Source organism: Cryobacterium sp. Y50, assembly GCF_002929805.1.
GTDB lineage: Bacteria > Actinomycetota > Actinomycetes > Actinomycetales > Microbacteriaceae > Cryobacterium.
Map to the genome: position 1 here is coordinate 17,866 of NZ_PJJM01000069.1, position 19,865 is coordinate 37,730.

Consider the following 19,865-nt stretch of genomic DNA (forward strand, 5'->3'; position numbering starts at 1 on the left):
CAATACCGATCGGATCAGAGCGCCGGGACAGCCTTACGGCCAGGCCAGCGCACCCGACGCGGCAACTGCTCGGTTTGGCCGACCGCAGCGACGATCAGCTCGTCGAGCACAAATCGACGGATGCTGACGCGCGCCGGGGACTTCGGCGCCCCGTCCCGCAGGGTGTGACCGGTCAGTACGGCGGTATCGAGAGCGACCTGATCGTGCGGCACCAGAACGGCAGAGTCGATGTTGCCGAGCAGCTTGAGAGTTTTCAAGACCTGCCCACGCGGATTGAGCCCCAGGGCGCTCGCCCGCACCTGATTGATCACAACACTCATCGCGCGGCCGGTCGTAACCTCGGCCAGATCCACCCAGGACCGCAAAAACCGCGCCATGCCGATTGGGTCGGCCAGTCCGCAGGCGACGACGTGGTCGGCCATCCGCAGCGCGGTCACCGTGGCCGCGTTGCGCCGCGGTGCTAGTAGATCGCTGCTCAATTCCTCGTCGCTCTCCAGATTGAATCCGGTGTCCAGCACCACGTAATCAACCCAGTGTCGCAACGCATCGATCGTGCGGGTGACCCGCTCGGTCGACAGTTCCGGCCACCGAGACGGCCGGCCGAGACCGGTCAGTACCCAGAAGGCGCCCTTCGGGGAGTTGTAGCGCTGGGCGATGCGCTCGAGTTCTGAGCGGTTCAGGCTGTCGCTGCCAGCCAGACGGCAGGCGGCGGCAAAGCCGGGCGCCTCGTCGAGCATACCGAGCCGCGGCGCGATCGACGCACCGTAGGTGTCGACGTCTGCCAACACCACGGTGTGGCCGGCTGCGGCGATTTCGGCCGCAATGTTGATGGCCAGCGTGGTGCGCCCGGGCGCCCCGGACGGGCCCCACACCGCGATGACGGAGCCGGCACTGAGCGCGCCGCCGGTGAAGTGCCGATCCCCCACGCGTAGCGGCACCACCACGCCCGAGACGAGCAGGTCTTCGATCTCCGCCCAGTCGCAGGGCATGGCCACGGTTTCGTACAGGCCGAGCGAGGCGGCGTGCCGACGTTCCTGTTCCGATGCGGCGATGGCGACGACCCGGATGCCCCGCTCATCGCAGGCGGCGATCAGCTGGCCGGTCAGTGATTCCCGCCGACCGCTGACCACGACGACGTGCGGCTGCCCGTGCGACAGCGTTTCCAGAAAATCCCGGGCGCTATCTACGCGCGTCACCACACTGTGCCCGCACTAGATGATGTCTGCCAGCATGCGTTGTTCGGTCGCTCGGTCCAGCACGAGCGCGACCCGGGCCATCAGGGAACCACGGGGGTGTTGACCGGAACGATCGCGAGGGCGTCACCGTTCATGATCGCTTCAAGCACGTCGGCGACGTTCACCTTCGGCACGAGCAATTCCACGGATTGACCATTGTCGGCGGCGATGATGCCGGTCGGGATCACGATGCGCACCACGACAGCCTGCGCCACGAGAATCGTCGGCGGCGCGTATTCGGCTGGTCCGGTCGCCCGCGCCGACCAGATGTCCACCACCGAACCGGACACGACCCTGGCAGCCAACCGGCCGGGAACGTCCACGACGACACTGGTCGTCAGTTCCCCGGCTGCTTCTCCGACCGCGGAGCGCGCCACGAGTTCCCCGGCCAGAATGGTCTGGGTGACCAGCAGGCCGGGCGCGACCGTGGGCGACAGATAGAGGTCGGCGGCTCCGCCCAGCCGTACCCGGGTTTCGACGAGGTCGGTCTTTGTGAGGCGATCGCCGACGGTGAGCGTGTGGCGTGCGGTGTACACCGCCGTGGTGCGGTCACTGCCGGCAACGATCACACCCACGCCGACAATCGACGCGGTGACGAGCACGAGGCCGATGACGAATCGGGGGTCCACCCAGAAGCGGCGGCGCGTACGTGTGGAACCGTGTGACATCATCCGCTACCTCGCTTGTCTGGAAGGATTCGCTCTTATCGTGGCCCACCGTGCCGCCCGGTGGAAAAGTTCTCCACAGGGCAGCGTCATTTCAGCCGGATGACATGGATCTGCCAGACCGGCACGATGCGGTAGTGAGCGATTTCGGGGCCACGGCGCAACGTTCCGAGCGGATGCACCGCCAGATCAATGTGGTCGCGCGCCACCCGGTCGATGGTCCCGGCCACCACACCGGCCCGGGTATCCAGCTCCACGGCACGTCGGCGCCGGCACAAGTTGCGAAGCACGAATGGCAATCCGACCCGTTCGATTCCCCGACCGGTCGCTGCAGATTCCACGGCCAACGACGCCCTGATCTGTTCCTCGTCGAGCAAGACTCCGGCGATGGCCGCTAGCGGGACCACGCACTGGCCGCGAGTACTCTGGGAGTCGAGCAGGTCGGCTGCCAGCCAGTCCCGGCCCAGCGCGGTCGGACGAAGCGCGAGCGTTTCGCCCGACACGAGCACCACGCGCAGCCGGAGGGCGCTGCCGAGGCTCGCGGACCGCACCACGTTGCTCAGCCGAGTGCGCAGGGAGAGCTTCTCCAGACGCTGCCGTTCCTCGTGCAGGCACAAGTCAGCGACCTCGGCCTGCAGCTCGTAGTCGAGTTGCCCTTCGAGGTCATCAAACAAATCATCCCAGCGCACACACCGAAAGTAGCCGAATCCGGGCGTTCTCGCTCGCGTTGTCCACAGGCTTTTTAAGCCCTCGACAGTGCCGGAGCAATGCTGCTTAGGTTTGCGCCATTGCAGCTCGTGCTCGACGTCAGGAGGCATTATGCCGTCACCCGGTAGCAGCGAATCGAATGCGCAAGCCCTTCGGCGGGAGCGAAGCGAAGACGACGAGTTCTTCGGTCCCCAACCGAGTACCCGGGCGGAGCTGCCCGATCCGGAACCACTGCTTCGGGCCCTGGCGATCTGCGCCTTCGAGGTCATCGCCGGAGTCCGGCAGATTGAGCACCTCGCGAGCTGGGTGACCGACGACGTCTATGCCCACCTGCGCATTCGAGCGTCGATCGCGGCGCGGGCGCGCGCTATCACCGGCCAGGTCGCTGACCGCCCCCGGCTCGCCATCGGCCACGTCACCCAGGTGAAGCGCGACAATGGAGGCCTGGACGCCGTCGTCGTCGTGTTCGAGCAGCACCGGAGCTATGCGGTCGCGATCTGTTTGAAGGGGATGGACCGGCGGTGGCGCGCCTCGGTCTTGGTCGTGCTGTAAAGCACAACCAAAACCGAGGCGACCGAACCGCTACGTTGTTTTCTTACCCTGCGAGCGACGCTCCGCCCGGTTCACCGGGGCAGCACCCTCGGTTTTCTGACCGAAGGCTCCGCGCTGGGGCGCTCCGACCGGCTCGGTCGGCTCGTCGTCGCTCGCCGCGACGGTGGCCGTGCGTCTGGCCCGATCGGTGGCGGCCTGCTGAATCTGACCGCGTTGGTTGCGCACCTCGACTCCGCCGGAATCGCTCGGGGCGGTGTAGCTGAGTTTCTCCTCCGGCGCGTCGGCTGGGGTGAGGCCCTTAGCTGCGACGACCGGTCCGGCGACTGCTCCGGCCGTCACCTCGACGTCGAGGTTGAACAGGAATCCGACCGTTTCTTCGCGAATCTGTCCCATCATCTGCTGGAACATGGCGAAGCCTTCACGCTGGTACTCGACCAGAGGATCGCGCTGAGCCATCGCGCGCAGGCCGATACCGTCCTTCAGGTAATCCATCTCGTACAGGTGGTCGCGCCAGCGGCGGTCGATGACCGACAGCACCACGCGCCGTTCGAGCTCGCGCATGGCCGGAGAGCCGAGGGATTCTTCTCGCCGAGTGTAGGCGAGCTTGGCGTCGGAGAGAATCTCGCGGCGCATGAAGTCGCGGTTGATCTTGCCCTTGTCGCCGGCTTCTGACACAACCTCGTCGATGGTCAATCCCACCGGGTAGAGCGTCTTGAGCTCGGTCCACATGGCATCGAAGTCCCAGTCGTCGCCGTTGCCTTCGCCTGCGTGTACGTCGAGCACCTCGTCGATGACGTTGGTGAGAAAGGTCTGGGTGCGCTCGTGCAGGTCGTCACCCTCGAGGATGTGCCGGCGGTCGCCGTAGATCGCTTCGCGCTGGCGGTTGAGCACGTCGTCATACTTGAGCACGTTCTTGCGAATCTCAGCGTTGCGACCCTCGACCTGCGACTGGGCGCTGCGAATGGCCCGGCTGACGACCTTCGACTCAATCGCCATGTCGTCGGGCACCCCCTGACGCCCCATCAGGGCTTCGGCGGCGCCGGCGTTGAACAGGCGCATCAGGTCGTCGGTGAGGGAGAGGTAGAAGCGGCTCTCGCCAGGGTCACCCTGACGACCGCTGCGTCCGCGCAGCTGGTTATCGATGCGACGCGACTCGTGCCGTTCGGTGCCGAGCACGTAGAGGCCACCGGCGGCGATGACCTTGTCAGCCTCTGCGGCCACGTCGGCCTTCACCGCGGTGAAGACGTCATCCCAGGCGAGTTCATACTCGTCGGGGGTGTCAATCGGGCTGAGACCCTTCGCGTTCATCTCGGCGACGGCGATGAATTCGGCGTTGCCGCCGAGCATCACGTCGGTACCACGACCGGCCATGTTGGTGGCCACCGTTACCGAGCCGAGGCGACCGGCCTGCGCGACGATCGCGGCCTCACGGGCGTGGTTCTTGGCGTTGAGCACCTCGTGCCGCACGCCCTTCTTGGCGAGCAGACGCGACAGGTATTCACTCTTTTCCACGCTCGTGGTGCCGACCAGAACTGGCTGCCCGGCCGCATGGCGCTCGACGATGTCCTCGACGACCTGCCGAAACTTGGACTCTTCGTTCTTGTAGATCAGGTCGGACTGGTCGAGGCGCTTCATCGGTTTGTTGGTGGGGATGGCCACCACGCCGAGCTTGTAGGTGCTCATGAACTCGGCGGCCTCGGTTTCAGCCGTTCCCGTCATGCCGGAGATCTTGGAGTAGAGGCGGAAGTAGTTCTGCAGGGTGACCGTGGCCAGGGTCTGGTTCTCGGCCTTGACCGCGACGCCCTCCTTGGCTTCGATGGCCTGGTGGATGCCCTCGTTGTATCGACGGCCCATCAGGATTCGGCCGGTGTGCTCATCGACGATGAGCACCTCGCCGTTCATCACGACGTAGTCCTTGTCCTTCTTGAACAGGGCGTTCGCCTTGATCGCGTTGTTCAGGAACGAGATCAGCGGGGTGTTGGCCGATTCGTACAGGTTGTCGATGCCGAGGTAATCCTCGACCTTTTCGATGCCGGGCTCGAGCACACCGATGGTGCGCTTCTTCTCGTCGACCTCGAAGTCTTCGTCGGGAACCAGGCGTTTGGCCAGGCTGGCGAACTCGTTGAACCAGCGGTTAGCTTCGCCGGAAGCCGGTCCGGAAATGATCAGGGGGGTGCGTGCCTCGTCGATGAGGATCGAGTCGACCTCGTCGACGATGGCGAAGTAGTGACCGCGCTGCACCATATCGCTGGCCTGCCAGGCCATGTTGTCGCGCAGATAGTCGAAACCGAATTCATTGTTGGTGCCGTAGGTGATGTCAGCGGCATACATTTCCCGACGCGCAGCCGGCGTCTGACCGGAGACGATGCATCCGGTCGTCATGCCAAGGGCGCGGAAGACGCGGCCCATAAGCTCGCTCTGGTAACTCGCCAGGTAGTCATTGACCGTGATGACGTGCACGCCGCGGCTGCTGATGGCGTTGAGATAGGCGGCAGTGGTGGCGACCAGGGTCTTGCCCTCGCCGGTCTTCATCTCGGCGATGTTGCCGAGGTGCAGTGCTGCCCCACCCATGAGCTGCACGTCGAAGTGCCGCAACCCCAGGGTGCGGGTACTCGCCTCGCGCACGGCCGCGAACGCCTCGGGGAGCAGATCGTCGAGCGATTCGCCGTTGGAGTACCGTTCCCGCAGGGTGACGGTCTCGTTCTTGAGTTCCTCGTCGGTGAGCTCGTGGAAGTCCTCTTCCAGCGCGTTGATGGCCTTCGCGTAGTTTTCCAGGCGGCGCAGAACGCGGCCTTCACCAACACGAAGAACCTTTTCAAGAATTGACGCCACGAATGTACTCCACTAGTCAAACGGTGCAGACACGCGCTGCGGAAGCTCGATTGAACCGCTCCCGCAGCACCCGCCTGCGCCTCTCGTCTGGCAGATGCCAGAGCGCCGACCTGGTCGGCAACTAAGGTAATGCTAGTTGGTCAGTTGGCACGCCCGCTGGCAACAGGCACAGCCTCGTGCAACTCACTCGAAGCACTATCGAGTTCGATGACTCCATAGTCCCAACCCTTGCGGCGGTAGACCACACTCGGACGCTTGGTTTCGATGTCCTGGAACAGGTAGAAGTCGTGCCCGACCAACTCCATGAAGTAGAGCGCATCGTCGACCGACATGGGCGCAGCGGCGAAGACCTTGCGACGGATGACGACGGGGCAGTACTCTTCCTCGTCCGCGACGGCGGGGGCATCCGCTTGCACGATGGGAATCGCGCCGGTGCGCACCCGCTCGAGCGTTTCGGGGTTGGCCGGAGTGATGTCGATGACACTGAACCCGACCGCGGATGCCTCGTGCAGCGACGTGGGGCGGTGGGCTCCACCGCGGTGCACCTTCTTGCGGTCCTTGGCGCGGCGAACGCGTTCAAGCAAACGGCCGAGCGCCACATCGAAGGCAGCGTACTTGTCGGATCCATCTGCTTCGGCCCGAACGAGCGGACCCTTGCCGATCAGGGTGAGTTCAACCCGGTCATTGCCAGCGGCTGCACCGTTCTTCTCGTGGTGGCGACTGACCTTGATTTCGAGTGCGACGGCCTTCTCCGCAAGGAGGGCGATTTTCTCAGCCTTCTCCGTCGCGTAATCCCGGAAACGATCAGTGATCCCAAGGTTGCGTCCGACGATGTTAGTTTCCATGACGACCTCCAGTTTGACGGACCGCCCACAAACCGGGCGATCATTGCGCGCCTTTGTCTCCACCGTAGCCGGGGCAATGGGATAAGTCACAGTATTTGTCAACCAGTTTGTGCAACCGGTCGCTATCCCGGCAGCAGACGCCGTGTTTCGGCCAGTGCGGCCAGGCCAACGACGGTGCCGCCAGCAGCGAACACGGCGCGGCGCGCCTCGAGCAGCGTTGCGCCGGTGGTCACGATGTCGTCGACCAGGATCACAGCCACTCCGTTGAGTGGATGTCGGGCGATGAGGCTGTGGTCTTTGTTCGCGGCGCGCTCCGCGCGGCCCAAGCCGACCTGATCGCTGACCACGCCGCGCTGGGCAAGCAACGGGGCCGGGTTCAGGCCGACGCGATGCAGCAGAGCATCGACCGGGTGGTAGCCGCGCACCTGCCAGGCCCGGTGCGAGGAGGGAATGGTCACGAGCTCGATTCCGGTCGGGCGCGGCGCGACCTGGTGGAGTGCGGGCAGGCTCGGTGCGGCAGCGAGCGCGGCCACGATGGCCGCTCGCAGCGGTGCGGCCAGTGCGGCGGCGGCATCCGTTCGCCCGTTGTCTTTGTAGGCGGCGATCACGTGACGAGCCACTCCCTCGTAAGTGAGCCCCGACCAGATGCGGGCGTCGTCGCGGGTGACCGGATGCACGGCCGGGAGCAGGGCCAGCCGGCAGTCCGCGCACAGTGCACGGTCAGCGGCTCCGCAGCCGCTACAGGAGGTGGGCAGCAGCGCCGCCCAGGCATCCAAGGCCGCAGCGGCCAGGTGGTCACGCAGCCGGTGGCTCATGGCGCCAGTGTGCCCGATGCTGCGGGTGCGGGATGGCGCAAGCGGGTGAGTGGTGGACGGCCGCGCCCGGCGCCGCCGGTACAGGAGTCGGCCGGCTTCAGTGCGCACTCAGCCGCCGAGACCCTGCTGAGTGGCGAGCAGCGTGACGTCGTCGATGCGGGCTTGCCACCCCGCTCCGCGTTGCACTTCGAGGCTGCCCATGTCGGTGAGAGCGCGCAGGTCACGCACCGAGTTGCTGCCGACGATGAACCGGCTGCTCGCGGGCGATTCCAGGGTAGAGCTGACGCCACCGAGCTGTTGCGTGACGATGCGGGACTCGCCGCTGGGCAGGGTACCGAGCGAGGCGACGGTCAATTCGTCGATCCAGGTCGCATCGAGGCCGACCCCTCCGCCTCCGGCCAGCAGTACCGGCGGTCCGATGCCGGTAGGAACCGACCCTGCACGAATGATCGATGCGACCACGAATCGGGTTTCGGATCCGGTGCCGAGTAGGGCGATCAGACGGGAGCCGTCACGGGAGATTTTCAGGGCGGTAATCGACGTCGCCTCCGGCCACGGTGTCGGCAACACGGTCGCTTCCCCCGTTGGGCTGTAGACGACCAGCGCGCTCGGATCGTTCGACGGCACCGACCAGACGAAGCGGTCGTTGTCGATGGACGGCGCGAGCAGCCCCGAGCGAGAATCGAGCAGCTCGGGAGCGTCGCCGACGCGCACGACGTAAACTCCGTCGGCGGCGAGGACTGCGGCCGTTCCTTGGCCGGACGAAAGCGTCACCGCGGTGGGGGCCAGCTGGGCGATGGTCGCCGACAGCCCGTCGAGCGGGGTGATGCTTTGCCCGGTCGCGGCGAGAAAGCCGAATTCACCGCCGCGCAAGACGAGCGCGCGGGCGTCGACGCGCGGGCTCACCGTGGGAGCCCCCGATTGCAGGTCGTCGATGGACTGGGAGTTCTGGTCGATCGTGATGTCAACGGACAGACCTGCTGGCAGGCTGGCCACGAGCTGCACTTTCATGCGCTGCAGGGTTTGCCGATCGGCGTTGAGCGCCTCGCTGTTTAGATCGACCATGGCCTGGCGCCCGACAACCTGCACCGCGTCAGCGGTGAGTTTGGACCCGGCCGGGAACGCCGTGGCGACCGCGCCGTCCAGCCAGGCGCTCGGCCCGGCGAGCACGGCGTTGACCAGTTTGGTGGGGGCGGATGCTCCGCGCGGAAACCAGCGCAGGTCCGGCACCAGGTAGCGAAACCCTGGGTCGTAGAAGTACACCGGCTGGGCGCTGAACACGTCGTTGAAGGTGTTTTCGTCAATGACGGTGCCATTGGGGGCCGCGCTGATGCGCCACTGATCCCCGACCTTCGCAAATTCGTAGCGCAACGGAACCGGGGTGGCGTCGACCTCGCGGTATTCGCCGGCCTCGTCCACTTCGGCGATCGGCGTGACGGCCACGAGCGTTGTGCCCTCGTCAACGACCGTGAGGGTACGCCCGGAGCCGTTGTCGACCGTGACTCCGACGGTGGGGTCCCAGACGGAGCCGAACTCCGGAACGAGAAATTGACGAGCGATATCGTAGTTGTTTTCCGGGCTCGAGGACGCATCGATGAACCCGCGCAGAATGGAATCCGTTGACGCGTCCTTCTGCGGCAGCGCCGGGAGAAAGACCGGTGCCGGGTTGGCGTCGGGGGCGAGGTCCGTGCCGGCGTGCACCACCCCGTCACGCGGAATGCCGGTACAGCCGCCCAGGCCGAAAGCCAACGCGATCGCGACCAGCCCGGCCGGTACAACACGGCCGAGCCAGCCGCGCCACGATGAATGGTGGTTATGCATGCGGGCCTCCGCCCAGAGTGGGAACGTGCCCGGACTCGCCGAGCTGGTCCGTGGCGTCGGCGGGTGGCAGCGGAAGGGGCGAGGATTCGAGCAGGCCCTGGGAGGTGCGGGGCAGAGTCAGCCGAAAGCAGGAACCCTCCCCGGGACGGGACCACACTTGCAGCCATCCGTTGTGCACGCTCGCGTCTTCCCGCGAGATCGCCAGCCCCAGGCCGGTGCCGCCGATCGTGCGCTGACGCGACGGGTCAGCGCGCCAGAACCGGTCGAAGACGTGCGCGACCTCGGCCTGGCTCATTCCGAGGCCGTAATCACGCACGGCGAGCGCAACGGCCTTCGCGTCACTGTCGACCGACACCACGACCGGTTTGCCCTCACCGTGCTCGATGGCGTTGCCGATGAGGTTCTGCAGCACCCGGCGGATGCGTCGCGGATCGACGTCGGCGTTCAGATACCCGCCCGGCGCCACCAGCTGTAATTCGCTGCCCTTGGTTTCGGCCAGGGACCGCAGGCTGTCGATGGCGTCCTCGGCGAGATAGACCAGGTTCGTCGGTTCGCTCTCCAGCTCAACCGAGCCGGCGTCGTAGCGGCTGATCTCGAGCAGGTCACTCAGCAGCAACTCAAACCGCTCGACCTGGGTGTGCAGCAGTTCGGCCGTGCGCCCGGTCGCCGGCGGAAAACTCGCCCGCTGGTCGTAGAGCACATCACCGGCCAAGCGGATGGTCGTGAGCGGCGTGCGCAGTTCGTGCGAGACATCCGACACAAAGCGTTGTTGTACCTCGGACAGGTCGGCGAGTTCACGAATCTGACTCTGCAGGCTGTCGGCCATGCCGTTGAATGAGCGCGCGAGCGTGGCGATGACGTCTTCGCCCTTCTCCGGGATGCGCACCATGAGGTCGCCGGAGGCCAGTTTCTGGCTGGTTTCGGCGGCCACCCGCAGTGGCGTGACGACGAAACGAACCACGATCCAGGTCACCGCACCGATCAGCAGCACGAGGGCGACACCGGCGACACCGAGCGTCTGCTGTACGAAGAGTAGCGTCGCTTCGGCGTCTTGCAAGCTGTACGCGATGTACAGCTCGTAGCGGCCCGCGACCGGAACGGTGATCTGCGAGCCCACGACGATGCCGGGGATGGTCGTCGTCTCGCCGGTCAGGGTGACCGATTGCCAGAATTGCTCACCGTTGTTGCCCTGGATCTGGGTGCGCAGGTCGGCGCCGATCACCCCGGTGGACTGCCCGAACGTCGACGAATCCTGCGGCGCCACGGTCGACGATTCCTGGCCAGGCACGCGAAGCACGGCGACCAGCCGGCTCGATGACGTCGCGGAGATGGAGGTTCGGGCGGAACTGAGGAGGTTCTGTACCTGCACCCGGTCCGTGGCGTCCGAGGAATCGAACAGGCTCTGCGCGGCGCTCGCCGCCCGGTTAGAATCGAGCAGCACCTGGCTGAGCCGGGACTGAAACAGGTCATTGCCGATGCTAACCGACATATAAACGCCAACGACGAGGATGGCCAGCCCGGAGAAGGCGACCGAAGTGGTCACCGTGCGAAACTGCAGCGAGGATCGCCACGACGAACGCAGCAGACGCGGCCAGTTGCGCGGCCTGCTCCAATAGGTTAGTTGCGGCATGGGGAGCCCCACCGGATCTGCTGTTGACTGACGTTCATGGTGGGGCTAGCTGACGACACCGGCACGGTAGCCGACACCGCGCACCGTCATGACAATTTTCGGATTGTCCGGGTCGTGCTCGACCTTGGCTCGCAGCCGTTGCACGTGCACGTTTACCAGCCGGGTGTCAGCTTTATAGTGATAACCCCAGACCTGCTCCAGCAGCATCTCTCGGGTGAACACCTGTTGCGGTTTGGAGGCGAGGGCCAGCAGCAGGTCGAATTCGAGCGGGGTGAGGTTGATCGATACCTCGCCGCGGGTGACTTCGTGGCCGACCGCGTTCACTACGAGATCGCCGATGTGCAGGCTCAGCGTACCGTCGACGGCCGGCGGACGCAGGCGGGTACGGATGCGGGCGACGAGTTCCTTGGGGTTGAACGGCTTGACCATGTAGTCGTCCGCGCCGGATTCAAGCCCCTTGACCACATCAGTTGTGTCTGAGCGGGCCGTGAGCATGATGATGGGCACGCCGGATTCGGCCCGGATCAGGCGGCAGACCTCGATGCCGTCGAGACCGGGCAGCATGAGGTCGAGCAGCACCAAGTCGGGCTTCTCGGTGCGAAAAATGTCGAGGGCGAGTGATCCGTCGGCGCAGTAGCCCGGGGTGAAGCCTTCGCCCTGCAAAACGATGCCGATCATCTCGGACAGGGCGGTGTCGTCGTCGACAACCAAAATGCGTGCGGTCATGGGTCTCTTTCCAGAACAAGGTCAGGTGTGTTCTGATGGTGCGCGGGGCAGATTGCCCGATGAGTAGGGCAAAGTCTGGCATAAGAGTAGCCGAGACCGCTGACAGAGTGGTCGCGCGGGCATTTCTTCGAGCGACCTGTGCCAGCATGGAACGGTGACCGACCACTGGCAAGCCCCCGACTCCCCCGTTCCGCCCCAATACGGGGAGTTTGCCACGCCGACACCCTCTTACCAGGGCCCCGGTTCGGGGCAGGGCTGGGCGCCGCCGCCCAAGCCCGGGTTGATCCCACTGCGCCCGATCGGCCTCGGCGCCCTGCTCGGGGCATCCTTTCAAGTGTTGCGGCGAAACCCCAAGGCCACGTTCGGCAGCGGTCTGATCATTCAGGCGGTCATCATGCTGGTCACCGTGCTGGTTGTCGGCCTGATCACGTTGTGGGCGTTCGACCGGATAGATAGCGCCCCGCTCGACCAGCAGGACACCGTCGCGGCCGGCTCAGTGCTGACCGGCATCCTGTCGGCCATTATTCCGCTGACCCTGACCGTTATCGCCTCGTCACTGTTGCAGGCCATCATCGTGGTCGAGGTGGCCCGCGCGACCCTCGGCGAAAAGCAGAGACTGAGCGCTCTGTGGCGGCGAGCGGCGACCCGCCTCTGGCCATTGGCGCTGTGGACGCTCCTCATTAGCGGCGCGCTGCTCCTCGGCGTAGCCGTGATTGCCGGCATCGTGGTGCTGCTGGTCACCGTCGGCGGTGTCGCGGGCATCGTCGCCGGGGTTCTGGTCGGCGTCTTTGGCGGGCTCCTGCTCGCGGCTGCGGGCTTCTACTTTTATACCAAGACCAGTGTGGTGCCGAGCCTGATCGTGCTCGAAAATTTGGGCGTGCGGGCATCCGTTATTCGATCATGGTCGCTCACTCGCGGCTATTTCTGGCGCACGCTCGGCGTGCTGCTGCTGGTCGGCCTGATTGTGCAGGTCATCAGCCAGGTCGTCAGCTTTCCGGTCTCGCTCGTGCTCGGTTTCGGAACCGTGCTGGTCGACCCCAACGGTGCGTTCCTCGAAGAGTCGACGATCATCACCGTCGTGGTCTCACTCCTCGTCGCCATCCCGATCGCCGCGGTGGCCGCCGTCGTACAGTCGGCGGCTGTCGCGCTCATTTACCTCGACCTGCGCATGCGCAAAGAGGGCCTCGATCTGGAACTCGCGCGGTACGTGGAGTCGGCGGCGCAGGGCTTCGAAGTGCCGGACCCGTATCTGGTTCCCGGGCGCTCGGCGCCATGACTTTGGCTTTGGTGCTTGGAACGATTGGTGTTCTAGGTGTACCGGTTGATCCCGACGCACCGGATGCCCGCAGCTGGCTGCGCGAGGAACTCGCCAAGGCACCGTATATCGCGGCTAAGCCGACCTGGTTCGATCGGGTCGCGCAAACTTTTCTGGACTGGCTGCAGTCGCTGACGATGCCGTCCGGTGGCGGCGCCAACTGGCTGCCGGTACTCGCAACCCTGGTCGTGATCGCGGCGGTCGTTGCCAGCTGGCTGGTGTTCGGGGCTCCGAAACTGGCTCGACGTCGGCGGCTCAGCGGCGAGTTGTTCGGGTCCGTCGACCAGCGCAGCAGCACTGAAATGCGCGCAGCGGCCTCTCTCGCTGCCAACGCCGGGCAGTGGAGCCTCGCCTGTGAAGAGATTTTTCGCGCAGTGACTCGCGGGCTCACCGAACGCACCGTACTCACAGCAGCTCCTGGCACGACCGCGCACGATTTCGCGGCGCGCGCCGGGCTCGCATTCCCCCAGGTCCGTGATGCCCTCTCGAGCGCCGCTGACGTTTTCGACCGCGTGCGCTATCTCGAGCAGACAGGCACGGAGGCGGAGTATCGCGCCCTCGCGGCGCTGGACGCCGAGCTCGAAGTGGCATCGCCCGCGACGCTGGCTGGAGTGCTGTGAGCGCGCCCTCGATCATTGGTGAAACGGATGTCGCCACGCCGACCCTGCGCGCCCAGCTACACCGTTCCTCATTCTGGACCTTCGCCGGTGCCGGCATCATCCTGGTGGCCATCGTCGCCGTGCTCGTGTCGGGCGGCGCCAACGTCGCCGGCCGCGCGCTGGCCGGGGACAACCCCGCTCCGGCCGGTTCGATGGCCTTGGTCGAGGTGCTGCGCCAGCAGGGCGTCACCGTGACGCTGGCCGATTCCCTGGCTGCGGTGCGGAGCTTGGCCGAAACGGATTCAACGGTTCTGCTCTACGACGAAAACAGCTATCTGGTCGATTCCCAGCTGACCCAGCTGACCCGGCTGGCGGCACGCACCATCGTCGTGGCACCGGACTTTCTCACCCTGCAGTCGCTCGCCCCGACCGTCGGTTTCGGTGGAGTGTCCGGCGCGAAATCGCTCGTCGCCGACTGCGCCCTACCCGCTGCCAACCGCGCCGAGGAGCTGATTCCTGGCGGCGACACGCTGTCCCTCCCGGCCGATTCCCTGCTCATCGGTTGTTTTCCGACCGGCGACAACACATTCTCGGTGGTCGCGAACGGCCGGGCCACGCTGGTTGCCGACCTGCGGGTGTTCAACAACGAGAACGTGGCCGGCTATGGAAACGCTGCGTTGGCCCTCGGCCTGCTCGGACAGAGCGATTCCCTGATCTGGTACCTGCCGACGCTCGCCGACCTGCCCCGCACCGGGCCACCTTCGCTCGCCGCGCTGACGCCCGGCTGGGTGACCCCGGTGCTGGTGCTCCTCGGGCTGACCGCCGTGGCCGCTGCGTTCTGGCGGGGACGCCGGTTTGGACCGCTCGTGGCCGAGAACCTGCCGGTCACGGTGAAGGCGAGCGAGACCATGGAGGGTCGCGCCCGGCTCTATGCGCGCGGCAATGCCCGGCTGCGCGCCCTCGACGCGCTCCGAATCGGCGCTGTGCAGCGACTCGCCAGCACCGTCGGACTTGGGCGCCTCGCCCAGCTGGAGGAGATCATGCTCACCGTTGCCGGGATCACGGGGCGCACGTCGGCCGAGGTGCGCAATGTGTTGGTCGAGGCCGTTCCCACCACTGATGCCCAGCTTCTGGCGTTGTCGGACGCGCTGCAGGCTCTGGAACGCGCGGCCAGCCGGGCCGTCGCTGCGGGGGCGACGGCATCCGTTTCACAACAGTCTTTATCCGATCCAGCCGAAAGAATGGAACCATGACGATTCCCACCACGCCTACCCAAGTGCCGGTCACCGACGAGGCAGCAGCTCTGCGCGCGTCGCTCAACCGGGTACGCACCGAGGTCGGCAAGGCCGTTGTCGGCCAGGACGGCGCGGTGACCGGTCTGATCATCGCCCTGCTCGCCCGCGGACATGTGCTGCTCGAGGGAGTTCCCGGCGTCGCCAAGACTCTGCTCGTGCGCACGCTCAGCCATGCGTTGAGCCTCGATACCAAACGCATCCAGTTCACGCCGGACCTGATGCCGGGCGATGTGACCGGGTCGCTCATTTATGACGCACGGGCCGGTGAGTTCGAGTTTCGGCGGGGGCCGGTGTTCACCAACATCATGCTCGCCGACGAGATCAACCGCACGCCGCCGAAGACACAGTCTGCACTGCTCGAAGCGATGGAAGAACGTCAGGTCAGCGTCGACGGCGAGTCGCTCAAACTGCCGGAGCCGTTCGTCGTGGCCGCGACCATGAACCCGATCGAATACGAGGGCACCTACACGCTGCCCGAGGCTCAGCTCGACCGGTTTCTGCTTAAACTCGTGCTCGATGTGCCGCAACGCACCGAGGAGATCGAGGTGCTGCGTCGCCACGCGGCCGGATTCAACCCGCGCGACCTGGCCGGTGCCGGCGTCACTGCGGTACTCGGCGCAACGGAACTCGCGGCCGCACAGGCTGCCGTTGCTCGCGTCGGCTCGAGCGCGGATGTGCTCGCCTACCTCGTCGATCTGGCCCGCGCCACACGCGTGAGTCCATCGGTCAAACTCGGCGTAAGCCCACGCGGCACGACCGCGCTGCTCGCCGCGGCCAAAGCCTGGGCTTGGCTGAGTGGCTATGACGCGATCACGCCCGATCACGTGCAGGCAATGGTATTGCCGGTCTGGCGGCATCGCGTGCAGCTACGCCCGGAAGCTGAACTCGAGGGCGTCTCAGTGGATGCGATTCTGCGCGGCGTGCTACAGCAGGTTCAGGTTCCGATCTAACGATGACGTTCAGCGGACGGTTCGTCGCACTCGTCGCCCTGGGCGTGGTGCCCATCGTGCTGCTCGGAAACACGGTGCCAGCTGCCTTCGGATTGCTTATTGTCTGGCTGCTGCTGGTGACGGTGCTCGGCGGCATCGACCTCGCCCTCGCCGCCTCGCCGCGCGCACTGACCGTCGAACGGATGCTGCCCGAGCGCGTTCGACTCGGCGAATCGGTCACGAGCGGGCTCTACCTCAGTAATTCCGGCCGTCGACGCCTGGTCGGCGTGGTGCGCGACGCCTGGCAACCGTCAGCGGGTGCCAGCACCAACCGCACCCCGATCGAGATTCCGCCGGGAGAACGGCGCCTCGTTTCGCTCGTGCTCACGCCCTTTCGCCGGGGCGAACGTCGAGCTCTGCAGGTGACGGTGCGCTCCCGCGGACCGCTGGGTCTCTGGAGCCGTCAGGTGACCCTGAACGCGCCCGGGCGCATTAGGGTCCTGCCGCCATTTCACGCTCGCAAACACCTGCCGTCGCGCATCACCCGGCTGAAGGAGCTCGACGGGCGCACCAGCGTCATGGTGCGCGGGCCGGGTACCGAATTCGATTCCCTGCGCGAATACGTGCGCGGTGACGACGTGCGCTCGATCGACTGGCGGGCCACCGCCCGGCGGAACGACGTGATGGTGCGTACCTGGCGGCCGGAGCGGGATCGCCGCGTGGTCATTGTGCTCGACACCGGCCGCACCTCAGCGGCTCGGGTGAGCGACGGACCTCGGCTGGACTCCGCGTTCGAGGCCGCGCTGCTGCTCGCCGCCCTCGCCTCGGTCGCCGGCGACCGGGTGGACTTTCTCGCCTTCGACCGGCGGGTGCGCGGTCGGGTACAGGGCGCCAGCGGGGCCGCGCTGCTCTCGCAAATGGTCGATTCTATGGCTTTGATCGACTCGGAGCTGATCGAAATGGACTGGGCGGCAGTTCCCGGCCAGGTACGTTCTGTCACGAGCCAGCATGCCCTGATCGTGCTGCTGACCTCGATCGACGCTGCTGGCGCGTCGACCGGGCTGCTCTCTGTGCTGCCCCAGCTGACCAAACGGCACACGGTCGTGGTGGCATCCGTTCTCGACCCGGTCACCGTTCTTGCGGCCGGTGAGCGCGGTGGCCGCGACGAGATTTACCGGGCGGCGGCAGCTGAGCGGGCCTTGCTCGACGTGGCGCGCGTATCGGCCGCGATCCGCCAGCTGGGAGCGGATGTTGTCACCGACTCCCCGGCGCAGCTTCCGCCGGCCCTGGCCGACCGGTACATCGCGCTGAAGGCCGCCGGGCGGCTCTGACTCAGACGGCGCTGGCGCAGGTTTCTCGGCCGAAGTTGTCGGGCAGAACTTTGCGTCATCACCAACTCCGCTGGTCGAGCCTGGCACAGGCACGACCGCAACTATTTTGCGGTACCCGTCAGGCGCTGTAGATGCGGGTACTGCCAGCTTCAAACTCGGCGAGGTCGCCGGTCTCGCCGGCCCGAAAGGCACGGCCGCCAACGACGATCATGTACGCCAGAAAGGCACCGAGCGCGACCGCTCCAATGCCGATCTTGACCGGCCACGGCCACGGCTGCGAGGTGACGAAGCCCTCAATGATGCCCGACACCAGCAGCACGAAAACCAGACCGATAGCCACCGTGAACAACGCCCGGCCGTCTTCGGCGAGGGCTTGCCCGCGGGTACGGGCGCCGGGAGCGATCCAGGCCCAAAAGATCAGCAGTCCACCGGCCGCCGCCACAAAAATCGCGGTGAGCTCGAGCAGACCGTGCGGGGCGATATACAGAAAGAACACGTCGCCCTTGTCGTAGGCGAACATCACGGCCGCCGTGGTGCCGAGGTTCATCGCGTTCTGCAAAATGATGAACGGCACGTACACTCCGACGATTCCAAAGGCGATGCACTGCGCGGCGATCCAGGCGTTGTTGGTCCAGACCAACCCGGTAAAGGAAGCCGCCGGATTCGCCGAGTAGTACCCCACGAAATCCTCATTCGCGATCTGCGCGAGTTGGGCATCCGTTCCCAGGTTGGCCAGCACCTGTGGATCGTTGAACGCCCACCCGGCGTAGAGCGCCGCGACCACGAACGTCACAACGGCGACGGCGAGGGTGAGCCAGCGCAATCGGTACAGCGCCGCCGGAAGCTGAGCCAGGAAGAACCGGGGAATCTGGGCCAAAACATTGGCACTCACGCCGGTGAACCTCAGCCGCGCCCGCGACAGACCGACCGACAGCCGGTCTCCCTCCAGAGTCGACCCGGCGGTGGACTTGATGGCGGAGAGTTGGGTGGCTCCAGCCTGGTAGCGCTCGATCAGCTCATCCGCTTGGGCACCGGTCAGGCGCCGACGAGCCCCGAGCTCGGTCAGGCGGTCCCAGTCGGCGCGATGCGCTGCCGTGTATGCATCTAGATCCATCTGGTTCAATAGTAGACATGAAGGAGACTGCGCGCCCGTCTGATCGTGCCGAACGTGACGACCTGGCGCGCGACGACGAGCTCGTCACCGGTGAGGCGGTTGCGCTCGACGTGCGGCCGGCCAGCGTCATCCTGCGCGCTGCCGGCGCGATCATCGACACCGCTGCCTACGCAGCCCTCTACCTGCTCATTCTGCTGGCCTTTTTTGTAAGCCTGGGAGAACGTACCGACGCGGCGCTCACCCAGGCGTTCGTGATCGCCGCCCTGGTCTTCTCGATCCTGATCGTGCCCGTGCTGGTCGAAACCCTCACGCAGGGCCGTTCACTCGGCAAGCTCGCTATTGGCGCCCGCATTGTGCGCGACGACGGCGGAGCGATCTCGCTGCGGCACGCCTTCATCCGTTCCCTCACCGGCGTGCTCGAGATTGTGATGACCGTCGGCGGACTAGCAGCAACCGTCGCCCTCCTCAACGGCCGGTCCAAGCGACTCGGTGATCTGCTCGCCGGTACCTACAGCCAGCACGAACGCGTGCCGCGCAATCGCGCGGTCGTTCGCCCCGTCCCTGAGGCGCTCACGTCCTGGTCCCAGACCGTCGACATCGCCCAGCTGCACGACCGTCTGTCCCGCCGCGTCGCCCAGTACCTGCGCCAGTCGCCCCACCTCACTCCCCTCACGCGCGAGCGCCTGGCTCAGTCCCTGGCTGCCGAGGTCAGTCCGTTTGTTTCGCCGCTACCCGACGCTCCCGCCGAGTACCTTCTCGCTGGAGTCGCCGCCGTACGCCGCGAACGTGAATACAACGCACTCCTCCTCGAACGTGAGCGCCTCGCCCGCCTGGCCCCCGTCTTGACCAGCCTCCCCCATGGCTTTCCTAACCGCTAGAGAACCACGGTGGCTGGTTTTTGCAGGCCACCTCGCGTTGGTCGATGGCGGTCTCGACAAGGTCAACGACCGGATGAGTGCGAGCTAGAACATGCTCGTTGCCACTTGAAACACGTGGGCGGCGCGTCGGGTTTGGAGACCTCGCTGCGTTAAACGCACTACTCGGGGGGCTCCAGGTGTTCCTGGCCGAACCGGTGTTCGGCACGGCGATTCCACCGATTCTTTATGTCTATATCAATCGCGCCGTGATCATCGGAGCGGGGGCCGCGAAGCTCCTCGCACTGGTCATGGCCATGCCAGCCGTAGACGAGTGGATCGGCGAGAAGGTCGCTACCCTCGCGCCGATTGGGCGCGTCGCAACTGGACAAGCGTGGGAAGCCTGCATCAGCGAAAAGCGACGGGCCACCCGCGTCGACGAATGGTCCCGGCAACGCACGTTAACGCAAAAGGGCCACCCGTGGGTGGTGTGTTAAAGCAGAAAGGCCACCCGAGGGTGGCCTTTCTGGTGTTTCTAAGTTAAGTCCGGCGGTGTCCTACTCTCCCACAGGGTCCCCCCTGCAGTACCATCGGCGCTG

Annotated in this window: 18 protein-coding genes; 8 read left to right on the forward strand and 10 right to left on the reverse strand. The window is 65.9% G+C overall.

Annotated features, from left to right (window positions below):
- Positions 1-14: 14 nt before the first annotated feature.
- The 3 genes from CXY73_RS03705 to CXY73_RS03715 all read right to left on the reverse strand — a co-directional run bounded on the left by CXY73_RS03705 (position 15) and on the right by CXY73_RS03715 (position 2,589).
- On the reverse strand, positions 15-1,199 hold the full coding sequence (locus CXY73_RS03705) for a regulator (protein ID WP_104176874.1): 1,185 nt from the start codon (positions 1,197-1,199) through the stop codon (positions 15-17).
- 77 nt (positions 1,200-1,276) lie between these two features.
- Positions 1,277-1,906, reverse strand: coding sequence for a hypothetical protein (locus CXY73_RS03710; protein WP_104176875.1), 630 nt, complete (start codon positions 1,904-1,906; stop codon positions 1,277-1,279).
- An 83-nt stretch (positions 1,907-1,989) separates the two neighbouring features.
- Positions 1,990-2,589, reverse strand: coding sequence for a hypothetical protein (locus CXY73_RS03715; protein WP_104176876.1), 600 nt, complete (start codon positions 2,587-2,589; stop codon positions 1,990-1,992).
- Positions 2,590-2,719: 130 nt separating this feature from the next.
- Here CXY73_RS03715 and CXY73_RS03720 point away from each other — a divergent pair, with 130 nt between their 5' ends.
- Positions 2,720-3,160, forward strand: a complete 441-nt coding sequence (locus CXY73_RS03720) for an Rv3235 family protein (RefSeq protein ID WP_104176877.1) — start codon at positions 2,720-2,722, stop codon at positions 3,158-3,160.
- A 30-nt stretch (positions 3,161-3,190) separates the two neighbouring features.
- On the opposite strand, the gene secA is transcribed toward CXY73_RS03720, so the two are convergent.
- The 6 genes from secA to mtrA all read right to left on the reverse strand — a co-directional run bounded on the left by secA (position 3,191) and on the right by mtrA (position 11,829).
- On the reverse strand, positions 3,191-5,992 hold the full coding sequence (secA, locus tag CXY73_RS03725) for a preprotein translocase subunit SecA (RefSeq protein WP_104134462.1): 2,802 nt from the start codon (positions 5,990-5,992) through the stop codon (positions 3,191-3,193).
- A gap of 140 nt (positions 5,993-6,132) precedes the next feature.
- The gene (gene hpf / locus CXY73_RS03730; RefSeq protein ID WP_104134463.1) at positions 6,133-6,837 is read right to left on the reverse strand and encodes a ribosome hibernation-promoting factor, HPF/YfiA family; all 705 of its coding nucleotides are present in this window, start codon (positions 6,835-6,837) and stop codon (positions 6,133-6,135) included.
- A gap of 122 nt (positions 6,838-6,959) precedes the next feature.
- Positions 6,960-7,652 (reverse strand): ComF family protein, encoded by a 693-nt coding sequence (locus tag CXY73_RS03735; protein ID WP_104134464.1) that lies wholly within the window; start codon positions 7,650-7,652, stop codon positions 6,960-6,962.
- A gap of 108 nt (positions 7,653-7,760) precedes the next feature.
- Positions 7,761-9,473, reverse strand: coding sequence for an LpqB family beta-propeller domain-containing protein (locus tag CXY73_RS03740; RefSeq protein WP_104176878.1), 1,713 nt, complete (start codon positions 9,471-9,473; stop codon positions 7,761-7,763).
- Positions 9,466-11,103: an MtrAB system histidine kinase MtrB gene (gene mtrB / locus CXY73_RS03745; protein WP_104134466.1), complete on the reverse strand. Its 1,638-nt coding sequence runs from the start codon at positions 11,101-11,103 to the stop codon at positions 9,466-9,468. Before mtrB ends, CXY73_RS03740 begins: the two co-directional genes overlap by 8 nt.
- Before the next feature lie 45 nt (positions 11,104-11,148).
- Positions 11,149-11,829, reverse strand: coding sequence for an MtrAB system response regulator MtrA (mtrA, locus tag CXY73_RS03750; protein ID WP_104176879.1), 681 nt, complete (start codon positions 11,827-11,829; stop codon positions 11,149-11,151).
- A 154-nt stretch (positions 11,830-11,983) separates the two neighbouring features.
- Between mtrA and CXY73_RS21805 the strand changes: the two genes are divergently transcribed.
- From CXY73_RS21805 to CXY73_RS03770, 5 genes are read left to right on the forward strand one after another with little or no spacing between them, the layout of a single operon-like run.
- On the forward strand, positions 11,984-13,105 hold the full coding sequence (locus tag CXY73_RS21805) for a hypothetical protein (protein WP_158254016.1): 1,122 nt from the start codon (positions 11,984-11,986) through the stop codon (positions 13,103-13,105).
- On the forward strand, positions 13,102-13,764 hold the full coding sequence (locus CXY73_RS21810) for a DUF4129 domain-containing protein (RefSeq protein ID WP_158254017.1): 663 nt from the start codon (positions 13,102-13,104) through the stop codon (positions 13,762-13,764). The genes CXY73_RS21805 and CXY73_RS21810 overlap by 4 nt, the downstream gene beginning before the upstream one ends.
- Positions 13,761-14,996 carry a DUF4350 domain-containing protein gene (locus CXY73_RS03760; RefSeq protein WP_104176880.1) on the forward strand — a complete coding sequence of 412 codons (1,236 nt, stop codon included), beginning with the start codon at positions 13,761-13,763 and terminating at the stop codon, positions 14,994-14,996. Before CXY73_RS21810 ends, CXY73_RS03760 begins: the two co-directional genes overlap by 4 nt.
- Entirely contained in the window at positions 14,993-15,988 is a 996-nt protein-coding gene (locus CXY73_RS03765; RefSeq protein ID WP_104176881.1) for a MoxR family ATPase, read from the forward strand. The genes CXY73_RS03760 and CXY73_RS03765 overlap by 4 nt, the downstream gene beginning before the upstream one ends.
- A 2-nt stretch (positions 15,989-15,990) precedes the next feature.
- Entirely contained in the window at positions 15,991-17,298 is a 1,308-nt protein-coding gene (locus CXY73_RS03770; RefSeq protein WP_104176882.1) for a DUF58 domain-containing protein, read from the forward strand.
- 118 nt (positions 17,299-17,416) lie between these two features.
- Here CXY73_RS03770 and CXY73_RS03775 read toward each other — a convergent pair whose 3' ends face one another.
- Complete coding sequence (locus tag CXY73_RS03775) at positions 17,417-18,412, reverse strand: stage II sporulation protein M (protein ID WP_104176883.1); 996 nt, start codon at positions 18,410-18,412, stop codon at positions 17,417-17,419.
- A gap of 17 nt (positions 18,413-18,429) precedes the next feature.
- Between CXY73_RS03775 and CXY73_RS03780 the strand changes: the two genes are divergently transcribed.
- The gene (locus tag CXY73_RS03780; protein WP_104176884.1) at positions 18,430-19,290 is read left to right on the forward strand and encodes an RDD family protein; all 861 of its coding nucleotides are present in this window, start codon (positions 18,430-18,432) and stop codon (positions 19,288-19,290) included.
- A gap of 98 nt (positions 19,291-19,388) precedes the next feature.
- Entirely contained in the window at positions 19,389-19,763 is a 375-nt protein-coding gene (locus CXY73_RS03785; protein WP_233198124.1) for a hypothetical protein, read from the forward strand.
- Positions 19,764-19,865 lie beyond the last annotated feature (102 nt).